A 14,277-nucleotide genomic window follows, 5' to 3' on the forward strand; every position below is an offset into this window, starting at 1 on the left:
GCGCGCGCGGACGTCCTCAATCGCCGGCATGGGCCAGCCTGCCGGCTCCACGCGCTATCTCGTCAGCCGAGAATCGGCTTGCCCGCTTCTATATCCGCTAGCGCGGGGGGCATGCAATCGCGTCACATCGGGCAGTTCTTCCGGCGCATCGCGATATCCAGCGCGTTCACCCGGCCCTTGGCATAGGCAATCGCGGTTTCCTGGTTCTTGATGTTCTGCTCCTCGGACATGCTGCCGAGGCTTGCGCCGAACATGCGCACATCGCCGACGATCTCGCTGTCCTGCTCCTGCGAAAGGTCCTTCAGCCTCGCGTTCTCGTCCTCGTATTGGCTGAGCAGCGTCTCGCAGCTCGCGCCTGCAAATTCCTCCGGCGAGACCGGGATCGCGCCGATCGAATCGGCGCGCTGAGTGCAGGCGGCAAGCGTGGCTGTAAGGGCGATGACGGTGAGAGCAGAGCGCATGAAGGTGACCTTTGCGAAAGAGAGGGGCGACAGCGTATCAACGCCGGCGCATGCGGCGGGTTCCCGCACCATAGCGGATAAATCCGCTCAGTCGTCATCGAATTTCACGACGCTGCGGCCATTCGTGAGTTCGCGCACGAGTTCGGCCAGCGCCGCGGCCTCCGCCTCGGGTACGCGCAGGTGAAAATTGGCGCCGGTCTCGGTGAAATCGCGGCTGGCGATCACAAGGTCTTCGAAATCCTGAAGCCTTGCCTCAACCAACGCCAGATCGGAGAATGCGACCGGCAGAACCCCCGCCGCCATCGCCACGATCGGCAGCTTGTCCGCAAGCCGCAGACATTCCGCGGCGCTGCCGCCATAGGCCCGCGCCAACCCGCCCGTGCCGAGCTTCACGCCGCCGAACCAGCGCGATACGACCACGGCGACGCAATCGATCTCCTGGCCCTCGATCGCCTGCAGGATCGGCTTTCCGGCCGTCCCGCCCGGCTCGCCATCGTCGGAAAAGCGATAATCCGCGCCAATGCGCCAGGCCCAGCAATTGTGCGTGGCATCGGCGAAGCTGTTGTCGGCAATGAAGGTCTTCGCCGCCGCCTCGTCATCCACCGGGGCGGCGATCGTGGCAAAGCGGCTTTTCTTGATCTCCCGCTCCGATGTCGCGGGACCTTTGAGCTTGAACATGAGGATCACCCTTCCGCGCCTTTCAAACGGCACGGCAAGGGCGAAGTCAAGCCGGGCGGCTGGTGAGCTTCAGGGTGGCGAAAGAGGCGACAAGCCCGGTCAGTCCGGTCGCGAACGCGCCCCAGGCCATATCGACGAAAACAACGGTCCAAGACCAGCCGGCAAGGGTTGCCATGTTGGTGAGATCGTAGGTGCCATAGGCCATCAGCCCGAAAACCGCGCCGTTCATGAGCCCCTTCAGCGCCGATCCGGCCCTCACGCCCGGCAGAACGGCGAAATAGAAGATGCCGATCAGATACATGAAATAGAAGCTCAGGCCCGCCGTCCAGTTGGGCGAAGGCAGCAGCAGCGGCCCGATCTCGGACTGGTAGAACGGGAAGGCGATCGTGCCGAGCCAGATGAAATCCAGCAGGGAAAAGCAGATGGCCGTGGCCACGAAAGCCGTCAGGGCGCGTTTCAAGGGGTCACCTCAGATGTTCAGCAGCGGTTGCAACACGCGCATGAAACGGCTCTGGAATTTCAGCGGCGCATCGGTGACGGCAAGGCAAATGCACTCGGACTCCGGCCCGACCACCGGCTGGTGGAGCGTATCCTCGTCCTCCTCCTCGAAATCGCCGGGCCCGAAGACCTCGCCTTCCGAGGTGAAGCTGCCGTGCAGCACCAGCGTCAGCTCGCGCCCGCCATGGCTGTGTTCGGGCAGCGGCTTTCCGGCATCGACGCGCAGCAGGCGCACCTGGATGCCCTTGTCTTCGGTCTCCAGAAGCGCCTGATGAGCATAGAGCCCCAGCCGCCGCCACGGCGCATCGTCAAAGGTCGCGCCGACATAGGAGCGCAGCGGCTCGGGTATCAGCGCCGCACCCGGCGCGGCCGGCGCCGGCTTGGCTGTTGCTTCGACTTCCGTCGCCTGCAGCCGCGCCTGAAGCGCCGCCCAGGAGGCGTCTTCGGACGTCGCGGCCTCTTCCGGCGCCGCCTGTTCCATCAGCGCGCCGCCGGCGGCCTCCATCATTCGAAGCTTGGCGCGACAATGCGGGCAGAGCGCCAGATGGGTTGCAACTGCAAGCGACCAGCTTTCTTCGAGGCTGCCAGAGGCATACTCCAGCAGAAGCGGTTCGCTGATATGGTGATGAATGGTGCCTGTCTTCATCGATTTTCCCCAAGCGCGGCTCGTAGCCTGGAAAATGCTGCTCTTATTCTGGATTTGACCGTGCCCAGCGGAAGGTCCAGGCGTTCGGCGATGATGCTGTGGGAGACTTCCTCGAAAAACGACATGCGCAGAAGCTCGGCCTGTTCCGCCGGCAGGCCGGAGAGTGCTGCTCGCATCCGCGCGGCATTCTCGTCCTGCTCGAACTGGACGTCCGGCGCTTCCGGTCCGTCCGGCACCAGGGCCGGGTCGTCCGGATCGAATTCCGGCCGCCGCGCCTTTCTCAGGCTGTCGACCCTGACATTTCGCGCGACGGTGAAGATCCAGGCCGATGCATTGCCGCGGGCGGGATCGAAAAGTTCCGCCTTGCGCCAGACCATCATCATGGTTTCCTGCATCAGTTCCTCGGCAAGCGCCGGGTCAGACGCGCGCTTCATCATGTAGCTGCGGATGCGCGGGCCGAAATGGCGGAACAGACGTTCATAGGCCTCCATGTCCCGCGTCCGTCCGACGCTGATCAGGCAGTGCGACATTTCCTCTACCGATAGTTCGGGCAAACTCCTCACCTTCCCGGTGCGCATCCGTTTTCGCATGGCGCGGCCTGCCGCCCCTTTTCGGGACGCTGCAGGGATCGGACCGGTGACCGGCATGGAGTGGGCGCTTTCAAGCATACCGGCTATTACGGCCGCGATTTCCGTCCGGATTACAGGTTCCGATAAATTTTGCGCCTTTTCAATCCATCACGCGGGTGGTCGCGTAATTCATGGTGAACAACAAGGCGGAAACAACAAGATGCACCACCCCCAGGAAAACGCTTACAGAAAGCTTCGCGCCGACAGGAAGGTCGCGGTCATCGGCTCCGGCATTTCTGGACTTTCCGCCGCCTGGTTGTTGAGCCGGTCCTGCCATGTCACGCTGTTCGAGGCTGACGACCGGCCGGGCGGACATTCGAATACGGCCGATGTCGTCGCGGGCGATCGCACGATCCCGGTCGATACCGGCTTTATTGTTTATAACGAGCGCAACTATCCGAATCTGACGGCGATGTTCTCCTATCTCGGCGTCGAGACCGAGCCCTCCGAGATGTCGTTTTCGGCCTCATTGGACAATGGCGCGTTCGAATATGGCGGCAGCAATATCGCGACGCTCTTGGCGCAGAAATCGAACATATTGCGCTTCAGCTTCTGGCGCATGGTCTATGATATTTTCCGCTTCTACCGCCATGCGCCGTCGGCCGCCAGATCGGAAGCCGACCAGGAACTGACCCTTGGGGATTATCTCGATGCGCGCGGCTATTCCAAGCGGTTCGTGCGCGACCATATCCTGCCCATGGGCGCTGCGATCTGGTCGACGACGCCGGAACAGATGCGCGCCTATCCGCTCGCCGCCTTCACCCGCTTCTTCGAAAGCCACGGCCTGCTGACGCTGGTGGACCGCCCGCAATGGCGAACCGTCACCGGCGGCAGCCGCTCCTATGTGACCCGTATGCTGGATCAGATCAGCGGGCCGGTGCGGCTCAACACGCCGGTTGATCGCATCATCCGGGAAGAAGGCGGCGTCAGGCTGGTTGCCGGTGGCGCGGAGGAGCGATTTGATGCCGTGGTCGTCGCAACCCATGGCGATCAGGCGCTGAAACTGCTCGACAATCCGGCAGAGGAAGAGCGAAGCCTGCTTTCCGCCTTCCGCTACACCACGAATGAAGCCTGGCTCCACAGCGACGAACGGCTGATGCCGGCCCACCGCAAGGTCTGGTCGAGCTGGAACTATATCGAGCGACGGGATGGCGGTTCGCCGAACCTCTGCGTCACCTACTGGATGAACCGGCTGCAGAACATCGACGAGCGCGTTCCGCTGTTCGTGACGCTCAATCCATGCGAGGAGATCCGGCCCGAACTTGTGCATCAGCGCTTTACCTACATGCATCCGCTGTTCGACAAGGCGGCGATTGATGCGCAGCGCGATCTCTGGCGCATTCAGGGCAAGGGCAATGTCTGGTATTGCGGCGCGCATTTCGGCAGCGGATTTCACGAGGACGGGCTGCAATCCGGTCTTGCCGCCGCGGAGGCGATCGCCGGCGTCAGACGCCCCTGGAACGTCGAGGACGAATCCGGCAGGATATTCCTGGAACCGCAGCGCGTGGCCGCCGAATGAGTTTTCGTTCCGCAATCTTCAGGGGCAAGGTCGTTCACCGGCGTCACCGGCCGAAGAAGCATGCGCTTGATTACCGGGTCTTTTCGCTGCTGATCGATCTCGACGAACTGCCCGCCATTGGGAAAAAGCTGAAACTCTTCGCCCATAACGGGTTCTCGCTTTTCAGCGTGCATGATCGCGATCATGGCGCGCTTTCCGGGGGCGATCTCAAGGCGTGGGCGCTTGGAGAATTGGAAAAGACCGGCCGCAGCGCCGCGCGCGTCGAGATGCTCTGCTATCCACGCATTCTCGGCTACGTGTTCAATCCGCTCACCGTCTATTTCTGCTACCGGGAGGATGACCGGCTGACGGCCATTCTCTACGAGGTCTGCAACACCTTCAAGGAACGCTTCACATACATCATTCCGGTGGACAACGAGGCCCGGCCCATTCGCCAGACGGCGGACAAGCAGCTCTATGTCTCGCCCTTTATTCCGATGGAATGTACTTACCATTTCACCATCCAGCCGCCGGACGACAGGGTGAAGATCGCCATCAACGAAACGGATGCTGAAGGACCCTTGCTCTATGCCTGTTTCGACGGCCGGCGCATGGCGCTTGGGGACCGCGCTCTGGCGCGGGCATTTTTTTCCTATCCGCTGATGACCGTGAAGATTATTGCCGGTATTCACTACGAGGCATTGAGGTTGATATTGAAAGGCATGCCGGTATTCAGACACCGGCCTGCGGCCCATCGCGTGCAAAGCGCGGTTGCGGGCGGCGCGACAGGGGACAAGGGATATCATGAGCGAGAAGCCTGAACATCACAGCCATCGCGGCCTCAAGCTTTGGCAGCGGCTGATCGCCGGCATGGCCGATCGGATTAGCGCCGGCGCGCTTACGCTCACCTTCCCGAACGGCCGGGTCTACAGGGCGGAAGGCCGCCACGCCGGGCCCGAGGCCGCCATCCGCCTGAAGAACGCCCGGCCCTTGCTGGAGCTCATGAAGGACGGCGATCTCGGTTTCGCCCGGGCCTATATCGATGGCCACTGGGATACGCCGGATCTTGCCGCCGTGCTCGACCTTGCCATGGCCAATGAGAGCGAACTTTCCAGCGCGCTTTCCTCATCCTTCCTGTTCCGCAAGATCAGCCTTCTCAGGCATAAGCTGCGGCGCAACAGCAAGTCCGGCAGCCGCCGCAACATCGCCTTCCACTATGATCTCGGCAATGCGTTCTACAAGCTCTGGCTGGATGAAACGATGACCTATTCGAGCGCGCTCTACGAGGATCGCGATCGTTCGCTGTCGGAGGCCCAGACCGCCAAATACGACCGGATCATCGCACGGCTGCAGATCGGACCGGAGGACCGGGTGCTGGAGATTGGCTGCGGATGGGGCGGGTTTGCGGAGCATGCCGCCGCCCGCACCGGCTGTCATGTCACCGGGCTTACGCTTTCCAAGGAACAGGCGAAATATGCGCGCGAGCGTCTCGCCGCCAAGGGGCTCTCCGACAGGGCCGATATCCGGCTGGAAGACTATCGCGATTGCAAGGGCACGTTCGACAAGATCGTCTCGATCGAGATGTTCGAGGCCGTCGGCGAGGAAAACTGGCCGGTGTTTTTCAACACCGTCAACGAGCGCCTGACGCCCGGTGGCACGGCCGTGATCCAGTCGATCGCGATCGAGCACCACCGCCTCGACGATTATCGCCGCAATCCCGATTTCATCCAGGCCTATATTTTTCCGGGCGGCATGCTGCCCTCGATCGAGAGCTTCAAAAAAGGCGCGGGCAGCGCCGGGCTCGCGGTCAAGGACCTGTTTTCCTTCGGCAAGGATTACGCGCGCACGCTGCTCGAATGGGAGCGCCGGTTTCTGGCCGAATGGGATGCTATCCGTCCCCTCGGCTTCGACGACCGGTTTCAGCGTATGTGGCGCTATTACCTCAATTACTGCGCGACAGGCTTCGATTCCGGCCGGATCGACGTGGCGCAGTTCCACCTGATCAAGCCGGCGGTGTGACGGTCTCTCCGCGGCTTCCGAAGAAGCGCAGTGCGATAAAGGCGGCGAGTGCTGCCGCGCCGGTCGTGTTGAGATAGTCGAGCGTCTGCATATCTTCCGGCGAGACGGGTCGGATGGGCGCTCCGATCCTTCCGTAGAGCGCGACAAACAGCACGAAAATCAGGCCGATCAATCCGCGTGAAAGCCATACCTCGCGGGCATGAAAGGCCATGCCGGCCAGCGTGAGACAGGCAAACAGGAAGATCAGCGTTCCGCTTTCTCCGCCAAGGACAAAGGCGATGAAGATGGTATCGGCGGTTCCGACCGCGACCATGCCGAGCCTTGCCGCAAACGACCTGCCGCGATGGGCAAACCACCAGACCGCGATGTAGAACGGCATCGAAAGCGCCGTGAGGAGGGAGATCTGAAAGGCGCTTTCGGCGAGGAACCAGACATAGAGCGGATAGACAGGCTTGTTGAGGGCCGGAACCAGGGCGACCGACCCGCAGGCCTCCGCCAGCGGATCGCGCGCCTTTGTCATGCGTCAGCCTTCTTGGGGATCGGGAAGAAAGCCCTGACGCGCTTCTTGTATGCGCGGAAGGCATCCCCTCGGGACGCTTCCATATGCTCTTCCAGATAGGGAATGCCGGAGACGTAGTTGAGCAGCCAGTACATCATGATCGGCGCGAGCAACGAGACGGCGAAGGGGAAGAAAGCCTCAAAACCGGAAAGCGCCAGGCACGGCCATGCGCACCACCAAAGCCATTCGAAGAAGTATTTCGGGTGGCGCGAATAGCCCCACAGCCCGATATCGCAGACCTTCTTGCCCTCCGGCTTTTCCTTCTTGAATTTGGAAAGCTGCCAGTCTGCCGTGCCCTCGCCCGCAATTGCGATGATCGCGATCGCCAGGCCGACGAAATCGAGAATGCCGGGGAACGGCGCGGGATTGCGGATCGCCGCGTAAATCGAGAGCGCCAGAACGAAGCTCGCGAAGGCCTGGATCATCAGGAACCACCACAGCCGGAAGCTTGCGGACGAGCCCCATTCTTGGATCAGCGCGGCGTAACGCGGGTCGTCCTTCTTGCCGGCGCTGCGGGTGGTGATGTGGGTTGCGAGCCGCGCGGCCCATAACCCGACCACCACGCCGGCGAGCCATTTGCGCGCGGGGTTGCCGTCCACGGAAAATACGATCACCGAAAGACCGGCGAGGCCCGTCAGAACCGACCAGATCGCGTCGATCCAGCCGCTGTTTCCGGTAATCCGCTGAACCGCCCAGGCTCCGGTCATGCCGATGCAAAGGCCCGCCAGGACCAGGATCAGAAGGGTTATCGACATCGTCATCTCCGCGGTAAATGTGCTTTGTGCATTACTACGGAGGATGACGAGGACCGGATTTGATCAGCCCGGAGAAAGTCCGCGCTGGCGTTCGGACCGCCGCCGCATGAATTCGAGGAAGGTCAGCAACACCACGGAGAGCGCGACGAGAATCGAGGCGACCGCCAGGATCGTCGGCGATATCTGCTCGCGCAGCCCGGTAAACATCTGCCACGGCAGGGTTTTCTGCGAGGCGGAGCCAAGGAACAGCACGACCACCACCTCATCGAACGAGGTGATGAAGGCAAACAGCGCGCCGGAAATGACGCCCGGCAGGATCAGCGGCATCTGCACCTTGAAGAAGGTCGTGACCGGGTTCGCGCCAAGGCTCGCCGCCGCCCGCTCCAGCGAACGGTCGAAGCCGACAAGTGTGGCGGTGACGGTGATGATCACGAAGGGCGTGCCGAGCACCGCATGGGCCAACACCACGCCCCAATAGGTGCCCTGAAGGCCGATGCGCGAATAGAAGAAATACATGCCGGCAGCCGAAATGATCAGCGGCACGATCATCGGCGAAATCAGGATCGCCATGATCGCGCCGCGGAACGGCACATGGCTTCTGGCAAGGCCGATCGCGGCCAGCGTGCCGAAGCCGGTGGCGAGCAGCGTTGCCGCCGGCGCGATCATCACCGAGTTCCTGAGCGCCTGCTGCCAGTCGGGATTGTGGAAGAAATCCTGATAGTGCTTGAACGAGTAGCCTTCCGGATCGAGCGCCAGCATTTTCGGCGTGAAGGTGAAGAAATCCTCGGCGTTGAAGCTCAACGGAATGATCACAAGGATCGGAAAGATCAGGAAGAAGAAGATCAGGCCGCAGATGACGAGGAAGGCATAGTGCCAGATTTTCTCGAGCGGCGAATCATAGGGCTGAATGGCCACGGTCCCTCTCCTATCCGAGCTTCACATTGTCGATGCCGACGATCTTGTCGTAGAGCACGAACATGAACATCACGACCACCAGAAGCAGCGTGCCAAGTGCTGCCGCGAGCCCCCAGTTGAGCGAACTGGAAATGTGGTACGCGATGCGGTTGGAGATGAAGATCCCCGACGTGCCGCCGACCAGTTCGGGCGTGATGTAATAGCCGATCGACAGGATGAAGACGAGCACCGCGCCGGCCCCGATACCGGGCACGGATTGCGGGAAATAGATGCGCCAGAAGGCCGTCCAGCTCGTGGCGCCCAGGCTGCGGGCGGCGCGCACATAGGTTGGCGAGATCGTCTTCATCACCGAATAGAGCGGCAGGATCATGAACGGCAGCAGGATGTGGGTCATGGCGATGATCGTGCCGGTGGCGTTGTTGATCATCACCAGCCGGCCCGCATTGTCGACGATGCCGCTCCACACCAGCAGATCATTGATGACGCCCTGCTGCTGCAACAGCACCTTCCATGCCGATGTGCGCACCAGAAGCGATGTCCAGAACGGCAGCAACACCAGCACCATCAGGAGATTGGCGCGGCTGAGCGGCAGATGCGACAGCAGATAGGAGATCGGATAGCCGAGCACGAGGCAGGAGCAGGTGATGATGATCGACAGCATCAGCGTGCGGCCGAACAGGAACAGATAGATGCGCTCGTTTTCCGGCTTCATGCCGATGCCGTCCGGCCCCATTTCGGCATCGACGGCGTTCAGGAAATAGCCCGGCGTATAGGCCGGCGAGTACATCTTGAGGATCGCCCAGGTGTCGAGATTGCCCCAGTCCGCGTCGGATTCGATCAGTTGCGCCTTGATGTCCCCCGAGCCGGGCTCGATGTTGCGCACCGTGCGGCCGGCCTTGCGGAACAGGCTGGACATGCCGGCCTGCTCGTAATTGAGGCGCGAGCCGAGACGGGTGTGGATCTTCTTCTCCACCGCGACCGTCAGGTCGTCGTAAAGCGCCACATAGGCCGCCTCATCCGGCAGTTCGCCGGTTGACGGGTCCCAGTCCTGCAGCGCCGCGGTGGTCTTCGGCAGGGTGTCGGAGACGATATTGTTCTCCACCGAGCGGAACAGCATATCGCCGATCGGCGCGATGAAGGCGACGAGTACGAAGGCAAGTAGAGGCGCTATCAGCAGAAGAGAGCGCATCTTCTCGCGCCTCAAGGCCTTCCGCAGCGCCTGTTTGAGCGGCTTTCCCTCGCTGGTCAGAATTTGTTGCTCAGCCACGCCGGTCGGTTCCCCTGTTTTTATTCGGTCTGAAGCGGATTGCGCAAAAGGGCCGGATCGCCGATTTGCGCAATCGGCTCCCTGCCCCGGCATACCGGGACAGGGGTATCGAAAGCAGGAATGCGCCCGGCCCAGCCGGGCGCTCTCCGGAGATTACTGGGCAAGCCAAGCCTGGAACTTCTGCTCCACGTCGTCCTGGTTGTCGGCCCACCACAGGATGTTGTTGACCAGATAGTTGCCCATATTGTCCGGGTTGGTCGGCATGTGAGGGCCCATCGGAATGCCGAGCTCGGCATGCTCGCCGACGAGCGGCTGAGACGACGCACGGGCCGGACCATAGGAGATGTACTTGGCCTGGTCGGCAAGGCGCTGGGTGTCGGTGGCGAACATGATGTATTCCTTCACCAGAGCCAGCTTGTCGTCCGGCAGACCGGCGGGAATGATCCAGCCGTCATAGTCGAACACCTGCCAGTCCCACAGCATCTTCACCGGCTGGTCCTGCTCGGCGATCACGCTGAACAGACGGCCGTTGTAGGTCGAGCCCATGACGATTTCGCCATCGGCGAGGAGCTGCGGCGTTTCGGCGCCGGCCGACCACCAGATGATGTCGTCCTTGATGGTGTCGAGCTTGGCGAGCGCCCGGTCCACGCCTTCGGGCGTCGACAGCACGTCATAGAGGTCTTCCTTGGCGACGCCGTCGCAGATCAGCGCCCATTCCAGGTTCTTCTTCGGACGCTTTTCAAGCGCGCGCTTGCCCGGGAAGGTTTCGGTGTCGAAGATATCGCACAGCTCGGTCGGCTCATTGCCGTTCCAGGCGGCGACATCGGTGCGGTAGCCGAAGGTGGTCGAGAACACGATCTGCGGAATGAAGCAGTCGTTGATCACGGCGTCGCCGAAATCTTCCACGGCCGGTGTGCCGTCGGGCGCTGCCTTGGTCCACTCGTTGAGGTCGATTTCCATGGCCAGGCCCTCGTCGCAGAGACGCTGGCTGTCGGGGCCTTCGACGTCGACGATGTCCCAGGTGACGTTGCCGGTTTCGGACATGGCGCGCAGCTTGGCGACGGCCTCGTTGGAGGATTCGTCGTTGATGATCGTGACATCGGGATGTTCGGCCATAAACGGCTGGTGGTAGGCGTTATCCTGCGAGGCCGAATAGGCGCCGCCCCAGGACACGATCGTAAGGTCCTCGGCGAGCGCCGCATTGCCCATCGCCACGGTGGCGGCGGAGGCCAGGATGATAGTACGGAGTTTCATGTCAGTTCCCCTTTTCACAGATTTCACTGGTTACGTTTATCTGAACGGCCGCCATGGCGGCCGCTACGGTTCACCGCAGGTCAGGCGGCGTAATCGAGGGCCTTGCAGTCGCGGGCGGCAAAACCGACCGTGCGCGTCTGGCCGACCTCGAGATCCCAACGTTCGCCGCGGTTCCTGACCTTGACGATGAATTCGTCATTGCCGCACACGTTCATGCGCACTCGGATATGGTCGCCGAGATAGATCAGTTCTTCGACCCGGCCTGTGACCTTGTTTTCCACGCTATCGGCAGCGATCAGCTCCACCCGCTCGGGCCGGAGCGACAGCGTGGTGCGGTCGCCTTCGCTCGCGACATTCACCTTTTCGGCCACGAGCGTGGTGCCGTCCTCGACGCGCACCCTGCATTCATTGCCCTCGATGGAGGTCACGATCCCGTTCAGCGTGTTGTTCTCGCCGATGAACTGAGCGACGAAGGAATTGCCGGGGCTCTCGTAAAGCACGTCGGGCGCCGAAAGCTGCTGGACGATGCCGTCGTTGAACACGGCAACCCGGTCCGACATGGTCAGCGCCTCGGTCTGGTCATGGGTGACGTAGACGAAGGTGACGCCGAGATTGTCGTGGATGTGCTTGATCTCATACTGCATCTGCTCGCGCAGTTGCTTGTCGAGCGCGCCGAGCGGCTCGTCCATAAGCACCAGTTCGGGATCGAACACCAGCGCCCGGGCCACGGCGACGCGCTGCTGCTGGCCGCCGGAAAGCTGGCCCGGCCTGCGATTGCCGAACTTGCCGAGCTGGACCATGTCGAGCGCGCGCCTGACCTTCTCCTCCTGCTCAGACTTGCTCATCTTTCGCAACTGCAGCGGAAAGGCGAGGTTCTCGGCGACCGTCATATGCGGAAACAGGGCATAGTTCTGGAACACCATGCCGATGCCGCGCTTGTGCGGCGGCACGTTGTTGATCGGTCGCTCGTTGAGGTAGATTTCGCCGCCGGTCGCGGGCTCGAAGCCGGCGAGCATCATGAGGCAGGTGGTCTTGCCGGACCCGGAGGGTCCCAGCATTGTCAGAAATTCGCCTGGCGGGATATCAAGATTCAGCTTTTTGACGACCAGGCTTTCGCCATCATAGCTTTTTTGAACATTCTCGTACTTAACCGATGCGCCACGGTTATTCGCCATATTGTCCCCATCTGTTTTGCCCATCGCTTTCTCATGCGCGATTTTTAGGCAGGCCGTACCCAATACTGCAATTCACGCGCGTCAAATCAACCTCAAATTTCAGTCCTCCCGGAATGAACGGTCGATTTTGCCTTGAAGCTCAAGCGAAGCGCCGGGCACTTAAGACTTTGGTATAATGATTTCGCATAACGTCAAACTGGCGGCGCTCCGCCGTTGAACCGGCGAAAAGTCAGTGTCGAGGATAGCGCGGTCGCCAACGCGCCCCGCGCCTGTTTGCGACGCTGGATGACGCTGCCTGCGGCGGCAGACCGAGGCTAAATCGAATCGAATTCGATCGTCAGTCCGTCATAACCCGGCTCCACATGGCCAGGCGTTTCGGCCATCACCGTGTCGTAGTCGAGCGGCGTGTGCATATGGGTCAGCACCGCGCGGCGGGCGGCGAAGCTTTCGATCCAGCCGAGCGCCTGCGACAACGACAGATGGCTCGGGTGGCCGTGATATTGCAGCGCATCAATGATGATCAGGTCCAGGTCCTGAAGCTTCGCGATCGCCTCGGGCGGAAAATCGCTGACATCGGTGCAGTAGGCGACGTCGCCGATACGGAAGCCGAGCGAAACGATATCGCCATGCTGCTGGGGGAAGGCCTGGAATTCGATCGCCCCGCCCGGCCCCTCGATTCTGACGGGCGCGTCGAGATCCTCGATAAGATACGGCTCGGCGATCGCCGGGTAGTTGCTGCCCCCGGGAACCCGCAGGCAGTAGGAAAAGCCATCCAGTATCCGCCCCATCGTCACCGGCTCCGCATAGACCGGAATGCGGCGACGCTGGGCATGGAAAAAGCCGCGGATATCATCGATGCCGTGCAGATGATCGGCATGAGCATGGGTGAACAGCACTGCGTCGATCCGGGTGACGCCCGCGCGAATCATCTGTTCGCGGAAGTCCGGGCCGGTATCGATCACCACGGTCGTCACGCCACCGTCCGGCCCGATCTGCTCCACCATCAGCGAGGCGCGGGTGCGCCGGTTCTTCGGATTTGCCGGATCGCACGCGCCCCAGTCCCCGGTGATCCGGGGCACGCCGGGCGAGGACGAGCAGCCGAGTATGGTAAAACGTCGCCGGTATCCCAAGGGTCACACCCGCTTCATCTTGGAAAAGCAGCGAAACGCATTTTCGGTGGTGATCGCCGCGATCTCGTCCTCGCTGACGCCCTTCACCTCGGCGAGAACCCGGGCGGTGTTGACCACATAGGAAGGCTCGTTGCGCTTGCCGCGAAAGGGCGTCGGCGCCAGATAGGGCGCATCGGTTTCCACCAGCAGCCGGTCCATGGGCACATCGGCCGCGATATCCCGGATCTCCTGCGAATTCTTGAAGGTCAGGATGCCGGAAAACGACACATAGCCGCCGAGCTTCACGCCGGTTTCGGCAAGCCCCCTGCCCGATGAAAAGCAATGCAGGATGAAGGGAAACGCCCCGGCCTCGCTCTCCTCGGTCAGGATGGCGGCCATGTCCTCATCCGCGTCGCGGCTGTGGATCACTAGCGGCAGGCCGGTGCGCCGCGCGGCATCGATATGGCGGCGAAGCCCGGTCTTCTGCGCCTCGGCCTTTTCCGGCTCGTAGTGGTAGTCGAGCCCGGCTTCCCCGATCGCGACGACCTTGGGGTGCGCCGTATACGCTATCAGGTCTTCCGTGGTGATTTCCAGCTCCTCATCGGCATTGGCGGGATGGGTGCCGACGGAGCAGAAGACATTCTCGTATTTTTCAGCGATATCAATAATCTGCTGAAATTTCTTAACGCGGGTTGAGATCGTCACCATCTCTGCGACGCCCGCCCCTTTCGCGCGCGCGACCAGTTCGTCGCGCTCGGCGTCGAAATCCGGGAAGTCCAGATGGCAATGGGTATCGATCAGCATGAAAGTCTCT

16 protein-coding genes are annotated in these 14,277 nt (G+C 61.8%); 3 read left to right on the plus strand and 13 right to left on the minus strand.

Going from position 1 to position 14,277, the window contains the following annotated elements; genetic code table 11:
* Window positions 1-122: 122 nt before the first annotated feature.
* The 5 genes from V6766_RS07975 to V6766_RS07995 all read right to left on the minus strand — a co-directional run bounded on the left by V6766_RS07975 (window position 123) and on the right by V6766_RS07995 (window position 2,774).
* Window positions 123-461 carry a hypothetical protein gene (locus tag V6766_RS07975; protein ID WP_448465243.1) on the minus strand — a complete coding sequence of 113 codons (339 nt, stop codon included), beginning with the start codon at window positions 459-461 and terminating at the stop codon, window positions 123-125.
* 87 nt (window positions 462-548) lie between these two features.
* The gene (locus V6766_RS07980) at window positions 549-1,139 is read right to left on the minus strand and encodes an IMPACT family protein (RefSeq protein ID WP_448465245.1); all 591 of its coding nucleotides are present in this window, start codon (window positions 1,137-1,139) and stop codon (window positions 549-551) included.
* Window positions 1,140-1,185: 46 nt separating this feature from the next.
* Window positions 1,186-1,599, minus strand: a complete 414-nt coding sequence (locus V6766_RS07985; RefSeq protein ID WP_448465247.1) for a DUF2177 family protein — start codon at window positions 1,597-1,599, stop codon at window positions 1,186-1,188.
* Between the two features lie 9 nt (window positions 1,600-1,608).
* Complete coding sequence (locus V6766_RS07990) at window positions 1,609-2,283, minus strand: ChrR family anti-sigma-E factor (RefSeq protein ID WP_448465249.1); 675 nt, start codon at window positions 2,281-2,283, stop codon at window positions 1,609-1,611.
* On the minus strand, window positions 2,280-2,774 hold the full coding sequence (locus V6766_RS07995) for a sigma-70 family RNA polymerase sigma factor (protein ID WP_448465703.1): 495 nt from the start codon (window positions 2,772-2,774) through the stop codon (window positions 2,280-2,282). Before V6766_RS07995 ends, V6766_RS07990 begins: the two co-directional genes overlap by 4 nt.
* Before the next feature lie 298 nt (window positions 2,775-3,072).
* Between V6766_RS07995 and V6766_RS08000 the strand changes: the two genes are divergently transcribed.
* The 3 genes from V6766_RS08000 to V6766_RS08010 are packed head-to-tail and all read left to right on the plus strand — an operon-like array spanning window position 3,073 to window position 6,429.
* On the plus strand, window positions 3,073-4,431 hold the full coding sequence (locus tag V6766_RS08000; RefSeq protein WP_448465251.1) for an NAD(P)/FAD-dependent oxidoreductase: 1,359 nt from the start codon (window positions 3,073-3,075) through the stop codon (window positions 4,429-4,431).
* Entirely contained in the window at window positions 4,428-5,231 is an 804-nt protein-coding gene (locus V6766_RS08005) for a DUF1365 domain-containing protein (RefSeq protein WP_448465253.1), read from the plus strand. Before V6766_RS08000 ends, V6766_RS08005 begins: the two co-directional genes overlap by 4 nt.
* Window positions 5,215-6,429, plus strand: coding sequence for a class I SAM-dependent methyltransferase (locus V6766_RS08010; RefSeq protein ID WP_448465255.1), 1,215 nt, complete (start codon window positions 5,215-5,217; stop codon window positions 6,427-6,429). The genes V6766_RS08005 and V6766_RS08010 overlap by 17 nt, the downstream gene beginning before the upstream one ends.
* Here the strand turns inward: V6766_RS08010 and V6766_RS08015 are convergent.
* From V6766_RS08015 to V6766_RS08050, 8 genes are all read right to left on the minus strand, one after another.
* On the minus strand, window positions 6,413-6,949 hold the full coding sequence (locus tag V6766_RS08015; RefSeq protein WP_448465257.1) for a hypothetical protein: 537 nt from the start codon (window positions 6,947-6,949) through the stop codon (window positions 6,413-6,415). The two genes, V6766_RS08010 and V6766_RS08015, sit on opposite strands and share 17 nt — an antisense overlap.
* Window positions 6,946-7,743, minus strand: coding sequence for a DUF1295 domain-containing protein (locus tag V6766_RS08020; RefSeq protein WP_448465259.1), 798 nt, complete (start codon window positions 7,741-7,743; stop codon window positions 6,946-6,948). The genes V6766_RS08015 and V6766_RS08020 overlap by 4 nt, the downstream gene beginning before the upstream one ends.
* 63 nt (window positions 7,744-7,806) lie before the next feature.
* A complete protein-coding gene (locus tag V6766_RS08025; RefSeq protein WP_230721938.1) occupies window positions 7,807-8,658 on the minus strand; it encodes an ABC transporter permease in 852 nt (283 codons plus the stop codon).
* 10 nt (window positions 8,659-8,668) lie between these two features.
* Window positions 8,669-9,925 (minus strand): ABC transporter permease, encoded by a 1,257-nt coding sequence (locus V6766_RS08030; protein ID WP_448428918.1) that lies wholly within the window; start codon window positions 9,923-9,925, stop codon window positions 8,669-8,671.
* Window positions 9,926-10,078: 153 nt separating this feature from the next.
* Entirely contained in the window at window positions 10,079-11,179 is a 1,101-nt protein-coding gene (locus V6766_RS08035) for an extracellular solute-binding protein (RefSeq protein WP_448465261.1), read from the minus strand.
* Window positions 11,180-11,259: 80 nt separating this feature from the next.
* On the minus strand, window positions 11,260-12,354 hold the full coding sequence (locus V6766_RS08040; protein ID WP_448465263.1) for an ABC transporter ATP-binding protein: 1,095 nt from the start codon (window positions 12,352-12,354) through the stop codon (window positions 11,260-11,262).
* A gap of 314 nt (window positions 12,355-12,668) precedes the next feature.
* Window positions 12,669-13,484, minus strand: coding sequence for an MBL fold metallo-hydrolase (locus tag V6766_RS08045; protein WP_448465265.1), 816 nt, complete (start codon window positions 13,482-13,484; stop codon window positions 12,669-12,671).
* Window positions 13,485-13,487: 3 nt separating this feature from the next.
* Window positions 13,488-14,267: a TatD family hydrolase gene (locus tag V6766_RS08050; protein WP_448465267.1), complete on the minus strand. Its 780-nt coding sequence runs from the start codon at window positions 14,265-14,267 to the stop codon at window positions 13,488-13,490.
* Between the last annotated feature and the right edge of the window lie 10 nt (window positions 14,268-14,277).

This window comes from Martelella sp. AMO21009 (assembly GCF_053484295.1).

Bases quoted from the DNA above. Each gene is read 5' to 3' on its own strand.
- V6766_RS07975 (WP_448465243.1), bottom strand. From the start codon at position 461: ATGCGCTCTGCTCTCACCGTCATCGCCCTTACAGCCACGCTTGCCGCC.
- V6766_RS07980 (WP_448465245.1), bottom strand. From the start codon at position 1,139: ATGTTCAAGCTCAAAGGTCCCGCGACATCGGAGCGGGAGATCAAGAAA.
- V6766_RS07990 (WP_448465249.1), bottom strand. From the start codon at position 2,283: ATGAAGACAGGCACCATTCATCACCATATCAGCGAACCGCTTCTGCTG.
- V6766_RS07995 (WP_448465703.1), bottom strand. From the start codon at position 2,774: ATGGAGGCCTATGAACGTCTGTTCCGCCATTTCGGCCCGCGCATCCGC.
- V6766_RS08000 (WP_448465251.1), top strand. From the start codon at position 3,073: ATGCACCACCCCCAGGAAAACGCTTACAGAAAGCTTCGCGCCGACAGG.
- V6766_RS08005 (WP_448465253.1), top strand. From the start codon at position 4,428: ATGAGTTTTCGTTCCGCAATCTTCAGGGGCAAGGTCGTTCACCGGCGT.
- V6766_RS08010 (WP_448465255.1), top strand. From the start codon at position 5,215: ATGAGCGAGAAGCCTGAACATCACAGCCATCGCGGCCTCAAGCTTTGG.
- V6766_RS08015 (WP_448465257.1), bottom strand. From the start codon at position 6,949: ATGACAAAGGCGCGCGATCCGCTGGCGGAGGCCTGCGGGTCGGTCGCC.
- V6766_RS08020 (WP_448465259.1), bottom strand. From the start codon at position 7,743: ATGTCGATAACCCTTCTGATCCTGGTCCTGGCGGGCCTTTGCATCGGC.
- V6766_RS08035 (WP_448465261.1), bottom strand. From the start codon at position 11,179: ATGAAACTCCGTACTATCATCCTGGCCTCCGCCGCCACCGTGGCGATG.
- V6766_RS08040 (WP_448465263.1), bottom strand. From the start codon at position 12,354: ATGGCGAATAACCGTGGCGCATCGGTTAAGTACGAGAATGTTCAAAAA.
- V6766_RS08050 (WP_448465267.1), bottom strand. From the start codon at position 14,267: ATGCTGATCGATACCCATTGCCATCTGGACTTCCCGGATTTCGACGCC.